The following is a 20,387-nucleotide window of genomic DNA, read 5'->3' on the forward strand; positions in this document are numbered from 1 at the left end:
GCACCCGCCACGGGTGCGCGCCGCTCGGGGGACCCACACACCCTCAAACCCGAGGAGCATGATGCGCAGTCTGTGGACCATGGGCATGGCGGCGATCCTGGCCATCCCGTTGGCGTTCACCGCACCATCGGCGTCGGCCGCCGTCCCACCGGACATCTCGTTGACCGCCGTGAAAGCACACCTCACACAGCTCCAGTCCATCGCAGGCGCCAACGGCGGCAACCGCGCCCACGGCCGCCCCGGCTACCTCGCCTCGGCGAACTACGTCAAGGGCCTGCTGGACGGCGCGGGATTCACCACCTCCCTGCAGTCGTTCACCTACAACGGCGCGACCGGCTACAACGTCATCGCCGACTGGCCCGGTGGCGACCCGAACGACATCCTCATGGTCGGCGCCCACCTCGACAGCGTGACCGCCGGACCCGGCATCAACGACAACGGCTCCGGCAGCGCCGCCATCCTGGAGACCGCCCTCGAGGTCTCCCGCCAGTCGCTGGCATCCACCAAGCACCTCCGCTTCGCCTGGTGGGGCGCGGAAGAGCTGGGCCTGCGCGGCTCCCAGTACTACGTGAACAACCTCTCGGCCACCGAGCGCGCCAAGATCAAGGGCTACTACAACTTCGACATGGTCGGCTCGCCCAACGCCGGTTACTTCATCTACGACGGCGACAACTCCGACGGCGTCGGCTCGGGCCCCGGCCCGGCGGGTTCCGCGCAGCTGGAGGCGACGCTCCAGGCGTACTTCACCTCGATCGGCGTCGCCACCCGGGGCACCGACTTCGACGGACGCTCCGACTACGGGCCCTTCATCGCCGTCGGCATCCCCGCGGGCGGCACCTTCACCGGCGCCGAGGGCGTCAAGTCCAGCGCCCAGGCCACCCTCTGGGGCGGTACGGCGGGGCAGGCGTTCGACCCCTGCTACCACCGGGCGTGCGACACGACGTCCAACATCAGTGACACCGCGCTGAACCGCAACGCCGACGCCATCGCCTACGCGGTGTGGACGACCGCGACCGCCGTACCTCCGACGGTCGTCTGGCAGGACACCTTCGAGACCTCGACCGGCTGGACGACCAACCCGTCGGGGACCGACACCGCCACCTCGGGCCAGTGGGAGCGCGGCGTCCCGCAGGCCACCAACTCCAGTGGCGCCAAGCAGCTCGGCACCACCGTGAGCGGCACCAACGACCTGGTCACCGGCAGGCTCGCGGGCGCCGCGGCCGGCGACTACGACGTCGACGGAGGCATCACCAGCGTCCGCTCCCCGGCCGTCGCCCTGCCGTCGACCGGGACGCTCAAGCTCGCCTTCTCCTGGTATCTCGCGCACGGCTCCAACTCCTCAAGCGCCGACTACCTGCGCGTGAAGGTCGTCGGCTCCACCACCACCCAGGTGTTCCAGCAGCTCGGCGCGGCCTCCAACCGCAACGGCGCCTGGGGCACGGCGGACGTCGACATCTCCGCCTTCGCGGGGCAGAGCGTCCGGATCCTGGTCGAGGCCGCCGACGCCTCGGGCGCCTCCCTGGTGGAGGCCGGGGTGGACGACGTCAAGGTGACCCGCCAGTGAGCGGGGCGGTGACCCGGCGGCAGTAGACGAGACCGGGTGCGGCCCGCGCCTTCCCCCTCCACGGGCCGTCCGGATCGCCTCCGGACGGCCCGCCACGCGGGCCGCACCCTCCCGGGTCTCGTGGACGACCTCTCGCGTCCCCATTCGAACGAACCGCCCTCGAACGAACCGGCGTCCGCGGGCGGGAAACCCGCGTTCCGGGGCGAACCCCCGTCAGTCCGAATCGTCGAGCCGGGGTTTCTCGTGCGCGGTGCCCTTGAGCTCGTGGAAGCCCGGGGTTCCCGCCACGAGCAGCGTCCCGTCCCACAGGCGGCCCGCCTGCTCGCCGACGGGAATCCGGGAGATCACGGGGCCGAAGAACACGACGCGCCCGCCACCGGTGGCGGGGCCGGTGGCGGCGACCACCGGGGTGCCGACGTGCTCGCCGATCAGGCCGATGCCCTCCGCGTGCGAGGCGCGCACCGCCTCGTCGTAGGCCGTCGACATCCCGGCCTCGGCCAGTTCCGGCGGCAGGCCCGCGGCGGCGAGGGAGTCGTGCAGGGCACCGGCCCAGTCCTGCCCACGAGCGCGGCCGACGGTCCACATCGCGGTGTACAGCCTCCCGAGCGCCTCCTGCCCGTACTCCTGTCGTACGGCCTCGCAGACGCGCACGGGAACCCAGAGGTATCCCTCCGTGTCGCCCTCGGGATCCTCGTCGCGGCTCTCGTTGAGCACCGCCAGGCTCATCACGTGCCAGCGCACCTCGACCGGCCGCACCCTCTCCACCTCCACCAGCCACCGGGAGGTGATCCAGGTGTACGGGCAGGAGGGGTCGAACCAGAAGTCCGCGATCGTATTGATCGTCATTCCCAGCCCTCCGATCGTCGTCCTCGGACGACGCCCGAGTACTGTGCCACCCTCGCCGAACGGCGCTCAGGAGCCAACTCGACTCGCCATGTGATCTTCGTTGGCCCCCCACTCGGCAGTGCCCTGAACGACCCGTGTCACACCGGCCCCGCTGCTCCGCTAGCCTCGCGTAGGTTATCCACGCGCAGGCACGGAAGGTGCTTCAAGTGATCAGCTGGTTCGAAGCGGTGGTCCTCGGGCTGATTCAGGGATTGACGGAGTTTCTGCCGATCTCCTCCAGTGCCCACATCAGGGTCGCGTCGGCGTTCTTCGGCTGGCCCGACCCGGGAGCCGCGTTCACCGCCGTCGTCCAGCTCGGCACCGAGGCTGCGGTGCTGATCTACTTCCGCAAGGAGATCTGGGAGATCGTCACCACCTGGACACGCTCCCTGTGGACGCCCGACCTGCGCGGCCACCACGCCGCCCGGATGGGCTGGTACGTCATCGTCGGCACCATCCCGATCGTGGTGCTCGGCCTGCTCTTCAAGGACTCCATCGAGGGCGCCTTCCGCGACCTGCGGCTGATCGGCACGACGCTGATCGTCTTCGGCCTGGTCCTGTGGTTCGCCGACCACACCGCCCGCAACAAGCTCACCCTGGAGCGGCACCTCAGCTTCCCGCACGCCCTCATCTACGGCTTCGCCCAGTCGCTCGCCCTCATTCCCGGGGTGTCGCGCTCCGGCGGCACGATCAGCGCCGGACTGCTGCTCGACTACCGCCGCGAGGAGGCCGCGAAGTACTCCTTCCTGCTCGCCATCCCCGCCGTGCTGGGCGCGGGCTTCCTGGAGCTGTTCAAGATCGGTGACGGCGAGTCGCCCGAGTGGGGGCCCACGATCCTGTCCACGGTGATCTCGTTCGTCGTGGGCTATCTGGCGGTCTCGTGGTTCCTGAAGTACATCAGCACCCACCGCTTCACCGGCTTCGTGATCTACCGGATCGCCCTCGGGATCATCATCATCGCCCTGGTGAGCTTCGGGATCCTCGACCCGTCGGCCTAGCGGCCCGAAGGCGACCCCCCGGGGAGTCGCCTTCGGTTTCCCCTCGTCCCGCGGCTCGCTAGCACTCGTTGTCGGCGACGACCCAGTGACCGGGACCGGTCTGCTTGAGGCCGTGCGTGACGAGGACGTTCCACAGGCCCATCGCGTCGTCGGACCCGTTGGCGTAGGTGTAGCCGCCCGACCGGTAGGCCCGCCCCGCGACGGTGTGGGCGTAGTTGCTCGCCCTCACACAGGTCTGGGGCACCGTCGGAGTCGGCGTGACGGTCGGGGTGGGGGTCGGAGTCGGGGTCGGCTGCGTCCCGCCACCGGTCAGGCCGAAGAACTGCGCGTCGTGATAGGCCGAGCAGATGGTGTCCAGGAAGTACGCCGCCGCGTTGCCGCACTGGTCGGCGCCGCCACCGGGATCGATCGGCAGGCCGTGCCCCATGCCCGCGATCTCGTACAGGCGCACCTCGTCGCTCCCGTACACCTTCAGGGAGGTACCGCCGGTGAGGCTCCGCGTGGAGGTGGGGCTCTGCGAGACACCCCGCACGTTCGTCCACTGGTCGCGCAGCTGGGCGGCGTTCGCCGGGACGACGGTGTAGTCGGAGGACCCCTGCCAGATCGCGACGAGCGGGTAGGGCCCCGAGTGACCGGAGTGGGCGTTGCGCACCAGGTCACCCCACTGCTGCGGGGTCTTGCCGACGGGACCGTACTGGCAGGTGGACGCCTGGAGCAGACTGGCCGCGCACCGGTACGCGATCCCCGCCCCGATCGAGCCGCCCGCGAAGACGTCCGGGTACGCGGCGAGCATCACCGCCGACATCGCGCCGCCCGCCGACAGTCCGCCGACGTAGACGCGCGCCGGATCGGTCCCGTAGGTGGAGACCGCGTAGGCGACCATGGCGCGGATCGAGGCGGCCTCGCCCTGGCCCCGGGTGGTGTCGCCGGTCTCGAACCAGTTGAAGCAGCTCGACGCGTTGTTCGCGCTGCCGGTCTGCGGGAGTACGAGGGTGAAGCCCGACTGGTCCGCGTACCTGCGCCATCCCGAGTTGGCGAAGTAGCCGCTCGCGTTCTGCGTGCAGCCGTGCAGCAGCACCACCAGCGGGCGTCCGGCGGTCGACCCGTCGGGACGGTAGCTGAACATGGTGAGGTTGCCGGGATTGCCGCCGAACGAGCCGACCTGGACGAGCGACGCGGCCCGCGCGGGAGCCGTCGTCGCGGTCGCCGCGCCGAGCGACGCGAGCAACCCGAGCGAGAGGGTGAGAAGGACGCGGAGAAGTCCCGCTGGAAAGGATGCGGCCATGACATGCTCCTTCGTGGCCCTGTGACCTGTGTCACCGGCCCTTACCAGCGCACGTTAAAACCGCCGTAACCCCTTTGACATGTCCCCGAGACACACTCTTCGTCTCCGCGTCATGGATCACATGCCCGCGAGCGGGACCTTCCCTGCCCCGGATCTCACGAACTCCCCGGCCCCCGGTCCGGCACGGCGATCTCGTTCGTCGTGGGCCGTCCGGCGGTCTCGTGGCCCCTGAGGTCCGCGCTTCGGACGAGTCACCTCCCCGGCCTGCCGAGACGCGGATCTCGCAGGCCGGCGATTCTGGCGACCGCCAGCGAGGTCGTGATCTCAAGAAGGTCGCGCGGACGCGAGAGTTTCAGAGCGGTCAGGTCCTCGATCCGGCGCATACGCTGAAGCACGGTGTTGGGGTGAATGTGCAACTCCCTCGCCGCCGCCCTCCTGTCCATGTCGTTCTCCACGAGAACACGCAGGGTGGTCACCAGGTCGGTCGAGCGCTCGCGGTCGTAGTCGAGCACCGGTCCGAGCACCCGCCGGGCGAACCGGCGCAGCCCGTCGGTGTCGCCGACCTGAAGCAGCAGGTTGTCGACGGTCGGCTCGGCGAGATGGAGGACGACCGGTTCCGGCGACTCGGCGGCCAACTCCAGTGCCCCTCTCGCCGTCCTGAAGGCCGTCCGAAGTCCCGGCAGGGTCGGTGTCGAAGCCGCCACGGCGGCGGTCACCTGTCTCACCGAGCGGGCTTTACCGAGCACCTCGGCCAGCCGCTCGGTCGCCTCGCGCGGCGTGTCCGTCGTACCGTCTCGCCACACGGTCCGGTCGGGCCAGAGGACGACGACCAGGCCCCGGTGCGCGGCGGCGAGCGGAGGCGGGTTCATTCCCGCGAGGAGCCGGGTGATGGTCGCGAGCGCGCGTTCGGCGGCGGGGAGTCCGGCGGCGCCGTCGGTCTCGCGTACCGCGATCGCGCTGAGGGTGTGCGGGCCGGTGAGGTCGTGGCCCATGCGGCGTGCCCGTTCGACCACGGCGGCGACGTCGAGGGACTCGTCGGAGAGCAGGTCGGCGACGAGGGAGCCGCGCAGGCGCCCCTCGACGTCCGCGGCGGTGCGCTCCCTGAGCAGTTCGAGGGCCGCGACGACCGAGGCGTGCTCGGTGGCGCGGATGTCGAGCCCGGTGAAGGAGGCGAGGGGCCGACGGACCCAGATCCTTCCCACGACCTCGCCGTCGAGCAGGACCGCCGATACGACGAAGGTCTCGCCCTCAAGCGTCGTTTCCACCAACGACCCCTCGGTGAGATCGGGAGCCGTCGAGGGCGGTGCGTCGGTCCCCAGCGACCGGCCGTCGCTACGTGCCAGCACCGACCCGTGGGCGTCGTCGGCGAGAACGTCGGAGCCGAGCAGGTCCGCGAGCGCGGTGACGACACCGCCGATCCCCTCGCCGCGCAGGGCGATCGCGGTGAGCTCGACGTGGATCTCCTCCGCGCGGCGAAGCAGGGCGTGCTGCCTGGAGAGGGAGCGGTTGAGCTCGCGCAGTTCGCCGATGGTCGCCCGCTCCCTGACCTGCAGCTGGGCGGTGACCAGCGCGATCGCGACCTGGGTCGCGAGGGTGCCGACGAGCTCGCGTTCGGCGTCGTCGAAGTGATGGGGCCGCTGACGGTAGCAGTTCAGGGTGCCGACGACCGTGCCGGCGCTGCACAGCGGCACGGACACCAGGGCCCGGTAGCCCTGCTCCTGTGCGACGCCGCCCCACGGGCCGAACCGTGGTTCGAGACCGATGTCCTCCAGGGCGACGATGTCGCCGGTGCGGAACGCCCGGCTGGTGGGTGCCTCACCCTCCCGCCCGACGCCGAGCAGGATCGGGCGTTCGGCGTTGACCAGGTCGACGTACTCGGGGGAGAGCCCGTGGTAGCCGCGGATGACGAGCGCGGTGCCCTCGGGGTTGGGCAGGAAGACGCCGCAGAAGTCGTATCCCATGAGTGAGCACGCGGTCTCGGCCACCCGGTTCAGGAGATCGCCGAGCGGCTCCTGGCGGCTGACGGCGGCGCCGATGTCGGCGATCCCGGCCAGCCAGCGCCGCAGTTCGTCATGATGTGGTTCCACGATCGCGGCGCCCCCCTCATGTTCGAAATCACACTATAAAGCCCGCAGGTGTGAGCGCTGAGACATTGAGGAGGTGGCTACCGCTGGAGCATCGTTGTGCTGGCCGGTGACCTCCGTCACACGGTGCCACGGAAGCAGGGTAGGGAAGCCGTGCGGTTGAACAAATACAGATCCCGAGCGCTGGCGGCTCTGCTCACGGTCGGCGCCATGTTCGTCTCGACGGCCTGCGGAGCGGGTCTGGGCGGTCCCGCCTCCTCCCGGGCGGCACGCGACGGTGTCATCCGGTTCACCTTCGCCCCCGACCCGATCTGGGACTACATGCACGACGAGGGGATCATCGAGGACTTCGAGAAGGAGACGGGGATCTCCATCGAGACCTCGGCGACCTGGGACGAGTTCGGGCTCTTCGCCGGCGGCCACGCCGACATCATCTCCTCGGCGTCCTTCGAGGTGCCGGGACTCGAGGCGGAGACCGAGCGGGCCACGGTGATCATTGGACGCTACAACTCCGAGCGGAGCCGGCTGATGGTGCGCGCCGACGACCCGGCGAAGTCCTTCGCCGACCTCAAGGGCAAGCGGCTCGGCGTGTTCACCTCGGTCTCCGGAACCCTGGTGTGGCACGCCCTGGTGGAGAAGATGCACGGGCTCGCCATCGCCGGAGAGAAATCCGACTTCGAGATCGTCGTCGCCGACATCCAGAACCTCTCCAACCTGCTCGCCCGCGGCGAGATCGACGCCTGCATCTGCTATCCCGACCTGTCCGCGCGCGAGCTGCGCGAGGGCAGCGTCCGCGCCCTGTACGACGGCAAGTCGTCCGCGGACCTGTTCGCCGACCTGGAGGCACCCGGCCACGACGGTCCCATGGGCAACGTGTTCGTCGCCCGTGAGGACTGGGCCGCGGAGCACCCCCGGGAGGTCGAGGCCTTCCTGGACCTGTGGTCGCGCGGCCTCAAGGAGTGGCGCGAGCACCGCGACGAGATCATCGAGCGCTACCCGCAGCACTTCGCCGTCGAGTCCCCCCGTTACGTGGAGTTCATGAAGAGCTACGTGGCCGAACACGACTGGGTGGTCCAGGACATCCGTTTCGACAGGCGGTGGGCCGACGACGAGAGCAAGATATTCGACCTCATGCGCGAGACCGGCGTCATCGAGGACGACGTGAAAAACCCGAAATTCCTCCCCACGGCAGGAGATCGCCGGTGACTTCGCCGACCACCACCGAACCACCCGTTACCCAGCCCGGCCAGAGTTCGCCGAACGCGCGAGTCCGCGGCCGGCGGTCGAGATTCAACAAACTCAACGGACCCGAAGGCGCCCGGGGCTCCTCACGGTGGCTCGTCTCGGCGGTCGCGCTGCTGGGGGCACTCGCCACCTGGGCCCTGGTCGCGTGGATCATCGATGACAACATCCTGCCCGCCCCGTTCAAGGTCTTCGGACGCGTCGCCGACTTCGTCGCCTCCGGTGAGGCGTTCGGCAACTTCGCCGCGAGCATCGTGAAGATCGGGATCGGCTTCGCGCTGGCGCTCGCCGTCGGCCTGCCGACCGGGTTCGTGATGGGCCGCAGCCGGTTCATGACGACCTACTTCTCGATGCCGCTGTTCGTGCTCGGGAACGTTCCGGGCCTCGCCTACGCCGTCTTCGGGCTGGTCATCTTCGGCGTGGGCTCCACCGGGCCGATCGTGGTGTCGGCCCTGGTGGCCGTCCCGTTCATCGCGATCAACGTCGCCGAGGGCGTCCGTTCCGTCGACGGCGGGCTGCTCCGCATGTGCCGGGCCTTCGATCGGCGGCCCGTCGACGTGGTGCGCCACGTCTACCTGCCCGCCGTCACGGCCTTCGTGTTCGTGGGCGTCCGCTACGCCTTCGCCATGGCCTGGAAGGTCGAGGCCCTCACGGAGGTCTTCGGCGCCGACAACGGGGTCGGCTTCATGATCCGGCGCGCCTACCAGGAGTTCAAGGTCGCCGACATGCTCGCCTGGACCATGTTGTTCGTCATCGCGATGGTGCTGATCGAGCGCGGCCTCGCCCGGATCGAGACCAGGGTGTTCGCCTGGAGGAAGGAACTCTGATGAGCACCGCAACCGCGCCCGAGGCGACACCTCGTCCCCTGCCCGCCGGCGGTACAGCATCCCTGTGGTCGCGACACGGACGCTCGACGTCGTCCTCCGTGATCGCGCTCGTCACCTCGCTGCTCTCCATGCTCGCCGTCTGGCAACTCGCGGCCGAGTACGGACACCGCGTGCCCTCGATCGGCGAGACGTTCGGCCGGCTGGGCGGCGAGGCGGCCGGCGGTCACCTGTGGGCCAACCTGGCCGTGAGCATGAACCGCTTCACCCTGGGCCTCGTCGTGGCGCTCGTCGTCGGAACGGCCCTGGGCGTGCTGATGGGACTGTCCAGGTTCGCCGATCACGCCCTGTCCGACCTGACCATGGCCGCGCTCGCCGCCCCGGCGGTGATCTGGGCACTTTTGACCACGATGTGGTTCGGCTTCGGCTGGCTCACCCCGGTCACGACGGTCTTCCTCTCGGCCCTGCCCTTCGTGGTCGTGAACATCGCCAAGGCGGTCAGGGCGGTGCCCGCCGACCTCGTGCTCATGGCCCGCTCGTTCGGTGTCGGCCGCCCCCACGTCCTTCGTCACATCGTGGCTCCGGCGGTCGCGGGCTCGACGGTCGCGGCGGTGCGCTTCGCGATCATGAGTGCCTGGAACGGCCTGCTCCTCGCGGAGTGGTTCGGCTCGACCTCCGGCGTCGGCTGGCGCTCCCGCTACTGGTACGACGCCAACCAGCTCGACGGCTTCCTCGCCTGGGTCGTCGTCTTCATCGTCTTCCTGGTCCTCGCCGACCAGATCCTCCTCGGCCCGATCGAGCGCTTCGTCACCCGCTGGCGCACCGCCTGAGCAGCACGTCCCTTCTCGAAAGGAAACCCATGGCCTCCATCGAAATCGACGGCCTGGTGAAGGAATACCAGAACCGTCAGGGCAGGCAGACGCGCGTGCTCGACGGGATCGACCTCACCATCAGCGGCGAGACCTTCGTCTCGGTCGTCGGCCCCTCCGGCAGCGGCAAGACGACCCTGCTCAACATCGTCTCCGGAATCGAGAGCCTCAGCCGCGGCTCGGTCCGCCTACGCGCCGGTGACCGCGACGCAAAGATCGGCTACGTGTTCCAGGACCCACGGCTGCTGCCCTGGCGCACCGTCACGCAGAACCTCAAGTTCGTCCAGCGCGACCGTTCGGGCTGGGAGCGGCGCGCTCAGCACTACCTCGACCTGGTCGGCCTCGGCCACCTCGGCGACCGTTACCCGGCCCAGCTCTCCGGCGGTCAGCAGCAACGCATCGGCATCGCCCGGGCCTTCTCCGTCGAGCCGGACATCCTGCTCATGGACGAGCCGTTCAGCCACCTCGACGCGATGACCTCACGCTCCCTGCGCGAACACCTGGAGCGCATCTGGCTCGAGTCACAGCGCACGGTCATGTTCGTCACCCACGACGTCACCGAAGCGGTCCAGCTCTCCGACCGGATCGTCGTCCTGGCGCCGGGCGGCCGGATCCACGAGACCATCGAGGTGGACCTCCCTCGTCCACGCCGCGCCTCCGACCCGGCCGTCGCCATGCTGCAGGCCGAGGTGCTCGCCCGCTTCGAGGCACTGGAGGCGGCGGCGTGACGGCCCTCGATCCCCCGGCGGTGAGGCGGGGCGTCATCGACGTCCACGCCCACTGGCTGCCCCGGGAGCTGTTCGACCTCCCGCCGGGCTCGCCGGTCCCGCCGCTGAACGCGCGAGACGAGGAGCTGTACCTCGGCGACACCCCCCTGTCCATCGCGGCGTCGGCGATGAGCGATCCCGGCCGGGTGCTCGCCGAGACCGACCGCGCCGGGCTGGGCGCCCGGGTGCTGTCCGCTCCGCCGTTCGCGTTCCCCGTGGTCGCCGACCCCGGCGTGGGCGAATACGTCGGCCACTTCAACGAGGCCCTCACCCGCCTGTGCCACGACAGCCACGGCCGGTTGCTGGGCCTGGGCCTGGTCTCCCTGCACGACCCGGCCGCGGCCCGTGCCGAGATGAAGGCGATCGCCGGGTCGGCGGTCGTCCGCGGCGTCGCGGTCCCCCCGCTGGTCGACGCCACCTCCTTCGACGAGGGTCCGCTCCACGAGATCGCCCGCATCGCCGCCGAGCTGGACCTCGCCGTCCTGGTACACCCCATGCAGCTGCCGCGGCCGGAGTGGCGGTCGTACTACCTCGCCAATCTGATCGGGAACCCCACGGAGACGGCGACGGCCGTCGCCTCCTGTGTGCTCGGCGGGGTCACGGAGGCACTTCCTTCGCTGCGCATCTGCTTCGTCCACGGCGGAGGATGCGCGCCCGCGCTCCTGGGCCGATGGCGACACGGCTGGGAGCGGCGCGCGGACGCCGGGGCCGGCACCGGCCGAACGCCGCACGAAGGCTTCCGCGACCTGTGGTTCGACACGCTCACCCACGACGGCCCCGCGCTGCGTCTGCTGCGCTCCAAGGCGGATCCCGGCAGGCTGTTGTGCGGCAGCGACTACCCCTTCGACATGGGCGTGGACCGCCCACAGGACCTGCCGGTCTCGGAAGGCATCGGGGCCGGGGCCATGGAGGCCGCCGCCCGCCGCTTCCTCGACCTGCCAGAACCCGGGAGCGACAACGATGCATGAGACGAACGGCCACTCCCCCTACTCCGGCCGGCGGGCGCTGGTCGTCGGCGGCTCGATCGGCGGCCTCACCTCCGCGCTGCTGCTGCGTCGCCTGGGCTTCGACGTGTCCGTCTTCGAGCGTACGCCGACCAGCCTGGACGGCCGGGGCGGGGGCATCGTGCTGCAGCCCGACACGCTGCGCTGGTTCGCCGAGTGCAGCGAGCAGCACCCCGAGCAGGTCAGCACCGCGACCCGGTACGTCCAGTATCTCGGCGCCGGCAACGAGGTCCTGCACCGCGACCCCACGCCGTGGCGCTACACGTCCTGGGGCACGTTCTACCGGGCCCTGCTCGCCGACTTCGGCACCGAGCGGTATCACCTCGGGGAGTACGCTGCGGGCTTCGACCAGGACGGCGACGGCGTCGAGGTCCGTTTCGTCTCCGGGCGCCGTGAGCGAGCCGATCTCGTGGTGTTCGCGGACGGGATCGGCTCCGCGAGCCGCAGCCGGATCTCACCCGGCAGCGTCCCGGAGTACTCCGGCTACGTCGGCTGGCGCGGCACCGTGCGGGAGTCCGAGGTCTCGCCGGAGACCTTCGAGCTCCTGCACGACTCGATCAGTTTCAGCGTGGCGCCGTACACCCACATCAACATCTACCCGATCCCCTCGGACGAGGGCGGGCTGACGGCGGGGAACCGGCTGCTCAACTACGTCTGGTACCGCAACGTCGCCGAGGGCGCCGACCTTGAGGAGATGATGACCGACAAACGCGGCTTCCTCGGCAAGGTGTCGGTGCACCCGGGCCAGGTGCAGGACCGGTTCGTCGAGGAGATGCGCGAGGTGGCCGGCACGGTTCTGGCGCCCGCCGCGGCCGAGGTGGTGCGACGCACCGAGCAGCCCTACCTTCAGGCGGTCTACGACGTCGGCGTCGAGCGCATGGCCGTCGGCCGGGTGGCGCTGATCGGCGACGCGGCCAGCGCCGCGCGCCCGCACGCGGCGGCCGGTACGGCGAAGGCCGCCGCGAACGCCTGGGCCCTGTACGACGCCCTGGGCGAGGCCGAGGGCGCCATCCCCGCCGCCCTGGCGAAGTGGGAACCGGGCCAGCTCGAACTCGGCCGGCGTCTTTTGCGCCGGGTCAAGGAGATGGGCACCCGCTCACAGGTCGACTGCACCTGGGTGCCCGGCGACCCCGAACTGCGATTCGGCCTCTACGGCCCAGGCCAGTGACGACACCGTACGAAAGGAGGTCCCGATGACCACGACACCGGCATTCCTGACCGACGCCCCCTTGGCGGGCACCGTCGTCGCCACCGACTTCGAGGGGTGGTCCGACGCGCTTCGCGAGGAGTTCGAGACCCACGCCTACGACCCGCACGTCGGCTCACGGCTGCTCAGCGAGAACGACCGCGTCCGGGTGTGGGAGATCCGCCTCGAACCCGGCGAGCGGTGGCACGCGCACCGGCACGTCCTCGACTACTTCTGGACCGCCGTCAACGCGGGCCGCAGCCGCCAGCACACCGCTGACGGCACCACCCGCGAGGTGTCCTACGTCGCCGGTGAGACCCGGCACTTCGCCTTCGGCGCCGGAGGGTTCCTCCTGCACGACATCGAGAACGTCGGCGAAGAGGTCCTCGTCTTCACCACCGTCGAACACCTCGACTCGGCCAACCCACCGCTGCCGCTGTCAGGCTGAGGACCGGTGAGCTCTCAGAACACCGACGACGCCAGAGCGTCATGATCGGCCGCTCGTCGACCGCCTGCCGCGTCGGCCATCGGGATCGACGCCCGGACTCGGTCGGGCGCCCGGGTCGTCTTTCACCCGAGGACTCGTCCCGTGCGGGGCGGGTTCGGGATCACGGTGTCGGCCGCGCGTCTCGCGCGGGGCGGGTTCGGGATCACGGTGTCGGCCGCGCGTCCCGTGCGGGGCGAGCTCGGGATCACGGTGTCGGCCGCGCGTCCCGTGCGGGGCGAGCTCGGGATCACGGTGTCGGCCGCGCGTCTCGCGCGGAGCGGGCTCGGGATCATGGTTCCGGTTCCCCGGTTCCGGCCGCGCGACTCGTGCGCGGACGGAACCGGGGACACTGGACGGGTGCGTTCCGACTCCTCCGGCCTGCCCGTACGTCACGTCCTGCCCGAGTTGCTCGCGGCGCTGGACGGGCGGGGCGTCGCCGTGCTCACCGCTCCCCCTGGCACAGGCAAGACCACGCTCGTCCCGCTCGCGCTCGCCGGGCTCCTCGACGGCTCGGGACCGAAGCGGGTGATCGTGGCCGAGCCGAGGCGGATGGCGGTGCGGGCGGCGGCGAAGCGGATGGCGTGGCTGCTGGAGTCCGAGGTGGGCGCGGAGGTCGGGTTCTCGATACGCGGCGAGCGCAGAGCCGGTCCGAGGACGGTCGTCGAGGTCGTCACCACCGGAGTGCTGTTGCAGCGGCTCCAGCGCGACCCCGACCTCGAAGGCGTGCACACGGTCCTGCTGGACGAGTGCCACGAGCGCCACCTGGACGCCGACACCGCGCTGGCGTTCCTCCTCGACGTCCGTGCCACGCTCCGCCCCGACCTGCGGATCGTCGCCACCTCCGCCACCGCCGACGCCGCCCCCTGGGCCCGCCTCCTCGGCTCCCCCGGCGCTCTCCCACCGTCCGGCGGCACCGATGGCCCCCACCCGTCCGACACCCCGGGCGACCCTGCCGGCTCCGACGCCTCCCGCGACCCCGGCGACCTCGGCGGCCCCGGCACCTCCCGCGACCTGGGCGGTCCCGGCGATCCCGACACCTCCGGTGACCTGGGCGGTCCCGGCGATCCCGCGCCGATCGTGCACGCCTCCGGGACCATGCATCCGGTCACGCCCGTCTGGGCGCCGCCCATCGGGACCGTCACACCGCCCCACGGCATGCGGGTGGACCCGGCGTTCCTCACCCATGTCGCGGCCGTCGTACGGCGTGCGCTGGCAGAGCACGAGGGTGACGTGCTCTGCTTCCTGCCCGGCGTCGGCGAGATCGGCCGGGTGGCCGCGATGCTCCCCGGCGTCGACGTCCTCCAGGTGCACGGTCAGGCCCCGGCCCGGGTCCAGGACGCGGTCCTGTCCCCGGGGAACGGCAGAAGGGTGGTGCTCGCCACCTCGGTCGCCGAGTCGAGCCTCACCGTGCCGGGCGTGCGGATCGTGGTCGACTCCGGCCTGGCGAGGGAGCCCCGTACCGATCATGCCCGCGGTCTCGGTTCGCTCACCACCGTCCGCGCCTCCAGGGCCTCGGCCACCCAGCGGGCGGGGCGGGCGGGCCGTGAGGCGCCCGGCGTGGTCTACCGGTGCTGGTCGCGGGCCGAGCACGACCGGCTGCCCGAGCACGCGCGGCCCGAGATCGCACTCGCCGACCTGACCGGCTTCGCCCTCCAGGTCGCCTGCTGGGGCGACCCCTCGGCCACCGGCCTCGCCCTGCTCGACCCGCCACCGCCCGCCGCGATGGACGCCGCCCGCCGGACCCTGTACGCCCTGGGCGCGCTGGACTCCCCCGCCACCCCGCGGGCGGCGGGCGGGCCGGAGCGCTCTTCGGGCACCCCTCCCGGCCGGGTGACCGACCGGGGACGACGAATGGCCGGGGTCGGGGTCCACCCGCGCCTGGCACGTGCCCTGATCGACGCGGGGACGGACACCGGCGCGGACGGTATCGACGCCGGCCCCCGGGCCGCCGAGGTCGTGGCGCTGCTGTCGGAGCAACTGCCCAGGGACGCGGGCGACGACCTGGTGGCGATCTGGCGCTCCGCGCGCCAGGGCGGTGACGGCTTCTCCGCCCGGTGGCGCCAGGAGGCGAGGCGCCTGGCCCGAGCCGTGCCCGCCACCGAACGGCACCGGGGGCGAAAACCCGCCGACGCCGATGCCGCCCGGCCGGGAAAAGGCGATGCCGCGGGAAGACCCGCGAGAAGCGGCGGCGCCGAGGCGGCCCGCGCTGGCAGCGCCACATCCACCGGCGCCACGTCCACAAGCAGCACATCCACCGGCGCCACGTCCAAGGGCACCACGTTCACGGGTGCTCCGACGGCCGGGGGCGACGACGCCGTGGCCGGGATCGTCGTGGCGCTCGCCTACCCGGAGCGGGTGGCGCGGCGGCGCGGCGGGTCGTACCTGATGGCCTCGGGAACGGCCGCCGAACTGCCGCGCGGGTCACGGCTGGGGACAGCGGAGTGGCTCGCGGTCGCGGTCGCGGACCGGCCCGCCGGAGCGGCGTCGGCGAGGATCAGGCAGGCGGTGGTGATCGACGAGGAGATCGCCAGGCTCGCCGCGGCCTCCCTGTACGTCTCCGGCGAGGAGATCACCTGGCATGTGCCGCCGGGAGAGCGGCGCGGAGACGTGTCGGCGCGCCGGGTGGAACGGCTGGGCGCGATCGAGCTGTCCAGCGGCGCGCTCCGCGACGCCGACGTGCGGCCCGCCGTCCTGGAGGGCCTGCGCTCCGAGGGCCTGTCGATACTGCGCTGGACTCCCGAGGCCGTGGCCCTGCGCGAGCGGCTCGCCTTCTGCCGCCGTACGCTCGGCGACCCCTGGCCCGCGACGGACGACGACGCGCTGATCGAGGCGGCCGATCGCTGGCTGGAGCCCGAGCTGTCGCGGGCCCGCCGCCGGTCCGACCTGGAGCGTCTCGACGTGGTCTCCGCCCTGCACCGCCTGGTCCCGTGGAACGCGCGGCTGGCGGAGACGGCCCCCGAGCGGGTCGAGGTGCCGAGCGGGTCGCGGATCAGGATCGACTACTCGGGCGAGCGGCCGGTGCTCGCGGCCAAGCTGCAGGAGTTGTTCGGCTGGACCGAGACCCCGCGCGTCGCGGGAGTCCCGCTCGTGATCCACCTGCTCTCCCCCGCGGGCCGCCCGGCCGCCGTCACCGCCGACCTCGCCTCGTTCTGGCGCGAGGGCTACCGCGCGGTCCGTGCCGAGCTCCGCGGCCGTTATCCCCGGCATCCCTGGCCGGACGACCCCATGTCGGCCACCGCCACCCGCCGCACCAACCCGCGACGCTGACACGGCGCCGCCCCGGAGCAGCGGGCACGATCGCCCGGCACACGCCTCCTCACCTCCCGTACCGGCCGGGCAACCGCTCCCGGCGCTCCCGGCACTCCCGGCGGCAGGGCCGGAAACCTCGCCCGGCGACCCGCGCGGACAGCCTTCGTGAGCTATCGTAGTGATATCACTTCGATAGCAAAGGTGGCGCACATGGAACGACGTGCTTTCCGGGCGAGCGGATTCGGCGTCCTGATCGGGCTCCTGGCGCTCGGGGCCGTCCTGGCCTGGGCCGGGTGGGCGGCGGGGGAAACGGGGCTGATCGCCGCGGCGATCGGGTGGGGGATCGTCGCGGCGGTCGTGGCCACCGGATTCACGGTGATCAACCCGAACGAGGCGAAGGTCGTGCAGTTCTTCGGCCGCTACGTCGGGACCGTGAACCAGGCCGGGTTCCAGTGGGTGCTGCCGTTCACCAGCAAGGCACGCGTCACCCTCCGGGTGCGCAACTTCGAGACGACCAAGCTCAAGGTGAACGACGCCGACGGCAACCCCGTGGAGATCGCCGCCGTCGTCGTCTACAAGGTCTCCGACACCGCCAAGGCGACGTTCTCCGTGGACGACTACGAGCAGTACGTGGCGATCCAGTCCGAGGCCGCCGTCAGGCACCTGGCCACCAGTCACCCGTACGACGCCCACGAGGAGGGCCGTACCAGCCTGCGCGACGGCGCCGAGGTGGCCGCCGAACTCACCACCGAGCTGAGCGACCGCACACAGCTCGCCGGGGTGGAGGTGCTGGAGGCGCGGATCACCCACCTCGCCTATGCTCCGGAGATCGCCCAGGCGATGCTGGTCCGGCAGCAGGCCGCCCAGGTGGTCGCGGCGCGCACCCACATCGTCGCCGGCGCGGTCGGCATGGTCCAGCTCGCACTGACCAAACTACGGGAGGATGAGGTGGTGGAACTCGACGAGGAGCGCAAGGCGCAGATGGTCTCCAACCTGCTGGTCGTCCTCTGTGGTGACAAGGCGACGCAGCCGGTGGTCAATGCCGGCAGCCTTTATGGCTGAGCGCAAGAAGATCCTGCTGAGGCTCGACCCGGCCGTCTACGAGGTGATCGCCAAATGGGCGGCCGACGACCTGCGAAGCGTCAACGCCCAACTGGAGTACGCACTCCGGTTGGCACTCAAGGCGGCGGGGCGCGAGCCCCGGCGGGGCGAGCGGAATAACACCGACGAGCCGGACAAGTCATCTGATTGAGATGTAGGACGCTTCCCCTGGCGGACTCGCCGGACCACACTCGGTGCATGTCGTGGGTGGGAAGTTCCGCAGTGGAGATCGCGGATGCCGTGCGACGGGGGAAGGTCACGGCACCCGTGGTGGTCGCCGAGCACCTCGACGCCATCGCCGAGCGTGACGGACGCGTCGGGGCGTTCCGCGTGGTCCTCGCCGAACGGGCGCTGGCCGAGGCACGGGTTCTGCAGGAGCGGGAGGACCTCGCCGGGCTGCCGCTCGCCGGGGTGCCGATCGCGGTCAAGGACAACGTCGCGGTCGGGGGTGAGACGTCGCGCAACGGTTCCGCGGCGACGCCCGACGTGGCCGCGCAGGAGGATCATCCGGTGGTCGCCAGGCTCAGGGCGGCGGGCGCGGTGGTCGTCGGCATCACCAACGTGCCCGAGCTGTGCCTGGCAGGGGTCACCGACAGCGTGTACGGCGTCACGCGCAACCCGTGGGACCTGAGGCGCACCCCCGGCGGCTCCTCGGGAGGCAGCGCGGCGGCCGTGGCCGCGGGGATGGTCCCGCTCGCCCACGGCGCCGACGGGCTGGGCTCGCTGCGCATCCCGGCCGCCTGCTGCGGCCTGGTCTCGATCAAGCCCGGGCAGGGGGTGGTCCCACCGCCCGAGCACGACTGGTACCGGATGTCGGAGAACGGGCCGATGGCCACGACCGTCGCCGACCTCGCCCTCGCCCTCGCCATCATGGCGGGTGACATGTCGCTGGCGACGCCCGACGAGAGCGAGGCCCTCGGCGTGGGCCGCGCCATCGACGACTACCCGGGCGGGCTCACCCTGTCGGATCCGCCACGGCTGCGGATCGCGGTCGCGCCGATGCCGCTGCCGCCGGGTTTCTCGGTGGACGCCGAGTTCCAGCGGGCGGTGACCGGGGCGGCGGAGGTCCTGGGCGCGGCGGGGCACACCGTGGTGGAACACACCGAACGGATGTCCCTGCGGCTCGGTGCCGCCGCCGTGACCACCTGGTTCGCATGCGCCGCCGGCGACGTCGAAGGGCTCGACCCGCGCGGGCTGGAGCGGCGCACCCGGTCCCTGGCGAGGGCCGGCCGGCTGCTCTCCAAGGTCGGGGCGGACGGCGCGACGGGCCGCGACCGCTGGCGCGCCTACGGGGCGGACCAGTGGTTCGGCAACGCCGACGTGCTCGTCACCCCGACACTCGCCGCCGTACCGCCGCCCGCCGAGCGCTGGGGCCGCCGAGGGCTCCTCGCCAACGCCCGCGTCAACCTCACGTACGCGCCCGCCACGGCGGCGTGGAACATGGCCGGCTGGCCCGCCATGAGCGTCCCGTACGGCAGGCACTCCACCGGCACGCCGATCGGTGTCCAGCTCGTCGCGGCCCCCGGCGGCGAGGCGCAACTCCTCGCCCTGGCCGGGCAGCTCGAGGTCGCCCGGCCGTGGACCCGCCACGCCCCGCTCACCTGAGAGCTCTGGAACCTCTCGCCCGACGCCCCTTCACCTGACAGCGGCTCGCCTGACGGCTCCTCGCCGGGCGGCGGCCCCTCTGACGGCCGCTCGTCCGTCGGCGAGCCCTCCGGACGGCCTCCTCACCCGATGACGGCTCGCCGACGGCGATCAGACTCCGGTGGGGTGCCAGACCGTCTTGGTCTCCAGGAAGGCCGTGAGGCGCCTGGTGCCGGGGTCGGCGGACCAGTCGGTCGCGGTGGGGCGGAAGACGCGCTTGAGGTTCTCCGCCGCCGCCTCCTCGCACGCGACCGCGAGGCTCTCGTCAGCGACCCCGGTGAGGTCGAGGGCGTTCACGTCCATGTGCGCGGCCAGCCAGGGGGCGATCTCGGCGACCGAGCCGGTGAGGATGTTCACCACCCCGCCGGGCAGGTCCGAGGTGGCCAGCACCTCGGCCAGGGTGATCGAGGGCAGCGGGGCACGCTCGCTCGCGATCACCACGCAGGTGTTGCCCGTGACGATCACCGGGGCGATCACCGAGACGAGCCCGAGCAGCGGCTCGTCGGGGGCGACCACCGCGACCACTCCGGTCGGCTCGGGCGAGGAGAGGTTGAAGTAGGGCCCGGCGACCGGGTTGGCGGACCCGGCTATCGCGGCGATCTTGTCGGACCATCCCGCGTACCAGACCAGCCGGTCGACGGCCGCGTCCACGACCTCCCCGGCCTTCTTCGTCCCGGTCTCCGCCAGCTCCGCGACGAACTGGGCCCGGCGGCCCTCCAGCATCTCGGCGACGCGGTAGAGGATCTGCCCCCGGTTGTACGCCGTCGCGCCCGACCAGCCGCCGAACGCCTTGCGCGCGGCCGTCACCGCGTCGCGGGCGTCCTTGCGCGAGGCCTTGGACGCGTTGGCGAGGAAGTCGCCCCTTGAGGAGGCCACGGCGTAGGACCTTCCGCTCTCGGAGCGCGGGAACGCCCCGCCGATGTACAGCTTGTACGTCTTGCGCACGGCGAGCCGTGCGGGCCCGCCGCCCTCGCCCGCACGGGAGGAAGCCGTGCGCTCTCCCGTGGCGTCACCCGCGCGCTCTTCCGCGGCGTCACCCGCGCGCTTGCCGGCCCGTGCCCGGCTCGGCCTCTCCGCCTTACTCATTTCCCAGCCCTCTCCACGTGCTCTCCTGCTGTGCCAGCCGGGCCGGCACGAAGATCTGACCGCAGCGGCTCACCCCGCACCGGTGGGCGAACCAGCCACGCGGCGCCGGCCG

At 71.7% G+C, this 20,387-nt stretch carries 17 protein-coding genes; 13 read left to right on the top strand and 4 right to left on the bottom strand.

Translation table 11 applies throughout. The features are described 5' to 3' along the window. Positions 1-58 precede the first annotated feature (58 nt). The gene (locus ACFY3D_RS03690) at positions 59-1,564 is read left to right on the top strand and encodes a M28 family metallopeptidase (protein ID WP_389974476.1); all 1,506 of its coding nucleotides are present in this window, start codon (positions 59-61) and stop codon (positions 1,562-1,564) included. Positions 1,565-1,777: 213 nt separating this feature from the next. On the opposite strand, the gene ACFY3D_RS03695 is transcribed toward ACFY3D_RS03690, so the two are convergent. Then, positions 1,778-2,410 (bottom strand): disulfide bond formation protein DsbA, encoded by a 633-nt coding sequence (locus ACFY3D_RS03695; protein WP_389974479.1) that lies wholly within the window; start codon positions 2,408-2,410, stop codon positions 1,778-1,780. A gap of 206 nt (positions 2,411-2,616) precedes the next feature. Here ACFY3D_RS03695 and ACFY3D_RS03700 point away from each other — a divergent pair, with 206 nt between their 5' ends. Beyond that, positions 2,617-3,447, top strand: a complete 831-nt coding sequence (locus tag ACFY3D_RS03700; RefSeq protein ID WP_389974482.1) for an undecaprenyl-diphosphate phosphatase — start codon at positions 2,617-2,619, stop codon at positions 3,445-3,447. Positions 3,448-3,505: 58 nt separating this feature from the next. Here ACFY3D_RS03700 and ACFY3D_RS03705 read toward each other — a convergent pair whose 3' ends face one another. Further along, complete coding sequence (locus ACFY3D_RS03705; RefSeq protein ID WP_389974485.1) at positions 3,506-4,732, bottom strand: alpha/beta hydrolase family esterase; 1,227 nt, start codon at positions 4,730-4,732, stop codon at positions 3,506-3,508. Between the two features lie 251 nt (positions 4,733-4,983). Continuing rightward, the gene (locus ACFY3D_RS03710; protein WP_389974488.1) at positions 4,984-6,819 is read right to left on the bottom strand and encodes a helix-turn-helix domain-containing protein; all 1,836 of its coding nucleotides are present in this window, start codon (positions 6,817-6,819) and stop codon (positions 4,984-4,986) included. 156 nt (positions 6,820-6,975) lie between these two features. Here ACFY3D_RS03710 and ACFY3D_RS03715 point away from each other — a divergent pair, with 156 nt between their 5' ends. The 11 genes from ACFY3D_RS03715 (at position 6,976) to ACFY3D_RS03765 (ending at position 19,150) form a co-directional block, all read left to right on the top strand. Further along, complete coding sequence (locus ACFY3D_RS03715; RefSeq protein WP_389974491.1) at positions 6,976-8,022, top strand: ABC transporter substrate-binding protein; 1,047 nt, start codon at positions 6,976-6,978, stop codon at positions 8,020-8,022. Continuing rightward, complete coding sequence (locus ACFY3D_RS03720; protein WP_389974494.1) at positions 8,019-8,885, top strand: ABC transporter permease; 867 nt, start codon at positions 8,019-8,021, stop codon at positions 8,883-8,885. Before ACFY3D_RS03715 ends, ACFY3D_RS03720 begins: the two co-directional genes overlap by 4 nt. After that, positions 8,885-9,712, top strand: a complete 828-nt coding sequence (locus ACFY3D_RS03725) for an ABC transporter permease subunit (RefSeq protein ID WP_362896588.1) — start codon at positions 8,885-8,887, stop codon at positions 9,710-9,712. Before ACFY3D_RS03720 ends, ACFY3D_RS03725 begins: the two co-directional genes overlap by 1 nt. A 29-nt stretch (positions 9,713-9,741) precedes the next feature. After that, positions 9,742-10,479, top strand: a complete 738-nt coding sequence (locus ACFY3D_RS03730) for an ABC transporter ATP-binding protein (protein WP_362896590.1) — start codon at positions 9,742-9,744, stop codon at positions 10,477-10,479. Then, entirely contained in the window at positions 10,476-11,486 is a 1,011-nt protein-coding gene (locus tag ACFY3D_RS03735; RefSeq protein ID WP_362896592.1) for an amidohydrolase family protein, read from the top strand. Before ACFY3D_RS03730 ends, ACFY3D_RS03735 begins: the two co-directional genes overlap by 4 nt. After that, entirely contained in the window at positions 11,479-12,690 is a 1,212-nt protein-coding gene (locus ACFY3D_RS03740; RefSeq protein WP_389974497.1) for an FAD-dependent monooxygenase, read from the top strand. Before ACFY3D_RS03735 ends, ACFY3D_RS03740 begins: the two co-directional genes overlap by 8 nt. A 25-nt stretch (positions 12,691-12,715) precedes the next feature. Next, a complete protein-coding gene (locus ACFY3D_RS03745; RefSeq protein WP_362896596.1) occupies positions 12,716-13,156 on the top strand; it encodes a hypothetical protein in 441 nt (146 codons plus the stop codon). Positions 13,157-13,552: 396 nt separating this feature from the next. Continuing rightward, positions 13,553-16,462 carry an ATP-dependent helicase C-terminal domain-containing protein gene (locus ACFY3D_RS03750; RefSeq protein ID WP_389975613.1) on the top strand — a complete coding sequence of 970 codons (2,910 nt, stop codon included), beginning with the start codon at positions 13,553-13,555 and terminating at the stop codon, positions 16,460-16,462. A 192-nt stretch (positions 16,463-16,654) separates the two neighbouring features. Further along, positions 16,655-17,506: an SPFH domain-containing protein gene (locus tag ACFY3D_RS03755; RefSeq protein WP_389974500.1), complete on the top strand. Its 852-nt coding sequence runs from the start codon at positions 16,655-16,657 to the stop codon at positions 17,504-17,506. Then, on the top strand, positions 17,499-17,696 hold the full coding sequence (locus ACFY3D_RS03760; RefSeq protein WP_326635151.1) for a hypothetical protein: 198 nt from the start codon (positions 17,499-17,501) through the stop codon (positions 17,694-17,696). Before ACFY3D_RS03755 ends, ACFY3D_RS03760 begins: the two co-directional genes overlap by 8 nt. A gap of 47 nt (positions 17,697-17,743) precedes the next feature. Then, positions 17,744-19,150 (top strand): amidase, encoded by a 1,407-nt coding sequence (locus ACFY3D_RS03765; protein ID WP_389974503.1) that lies wholly within the window; start codon positions 17,744-17,746, stop codon positions 19,148-19,150. Between the two features lie 150 nt (positions 19,151-19,300). On the opposite strand, the gene ACFY3D_RS03770 is transcribed toward ACFY3D_RS03765, so the two are convergent. After that, a complete protein-coding gene (locus ACFY3D_RS03770) occupies positions 19,301-20,275 on the bottom strand; it encodes an aldehyde dehydrogenase family protein (protein WP_389974506.1) in 975 nt (324 codons plus the stop codon). Positions 20,276-20,387 lie beyond the last annotated feature (112 nt).

Source organism: Streptosporangium sp. NPDC000509 (assembly GCF_042898365.1).
Taxonomy (GTDB): domain Bacteria; phylum Actinomycetota; class Actinomycetes; order Streptosporangiales; family Streptosporangiaceae; genus Streptosporangium.

Bases quoted from the DNA above. Each gene is read 5' to 3' on its own strand.
- ACFY3D_RS03690 (WP_389974476.1), top strand. From the start codon at position 59: ATGATGCGCAGTCTGTGGACCATGGGCATGGCGGCGATCCTGGCCATC.
- ACFY3D_RS03695 (WP_389974479.1), bottom strand. From the start codon at position 2,410: ATGACGATCAATACGATCGCGGACTTCTGGTTCGACCCCTCCTGCCCG.
- ACFY3D_RS03705 (WP_389974485.1), bottom strand. From the start codon at position 4,732: ATGGCCGCATCCTTTCCAGCGGGACTTCTCCGCGTCCTTCTCACCCTC.
- ACFY3D_RS03725 (WP_362896588.1), top strand. From the start codon at position 8,885: ATGAGCACCGCAACCGCGCCCGAGGCGACACCTCGTCCCCTGCCCGCC.
- ACFY3D_RS03730 (WP_362896590.1), top strand. From the start codon at position 9,742: ATGGCCTCCATCGAAATCGACGGCCTGGTGAAGGAATACCAGAACCGT.
- ACFY3D_RS03740 (WP_389974497.1), top strand. From the start codon at position 11,479: ATGCATGAGACGAACGGCCACTCCCCCTACTCCGGCCGGCGGGCGCTG.
- ACFY3D_RS03745 (WP_362896596.1), top strand. From the start codon at position 12,716: ATGACCACGACACCGGCATTCCTGACCGACGCCCCCTTGGCGGGCACC.
- ACFY3D_RS03755 (WP_389974500.1), top strand. From the start codon at position 16,655: ATGGAACGACGTGCTTTCCGGGCGAGCGGATTCGGCGTCCTGATCGGG.
- ACFY3D_RS03760 (WP_326635151.1), top strand. From the start codon at position 17,499: ATGGCTGAGCGCAAGAAGATCCTGCTGAGGCTCGACCCGGCCGTCTAC.
- ACFY3D_RS03765 (WP_389974503.1), top strand. From the start codon at position 17,744: ATGTCGTGGGTGGGAAGTTCCGCAGTGGAGATCGCGGATGCCGTGCGA.
- ACFY3D_RS03770 (WP_389974506.1), bottom strand. From the start codon at position 20,275: ATGAGTAAGGCGGAGAGGCCGAGCCGGGCACGGGCCGGCAAGCGCGCG.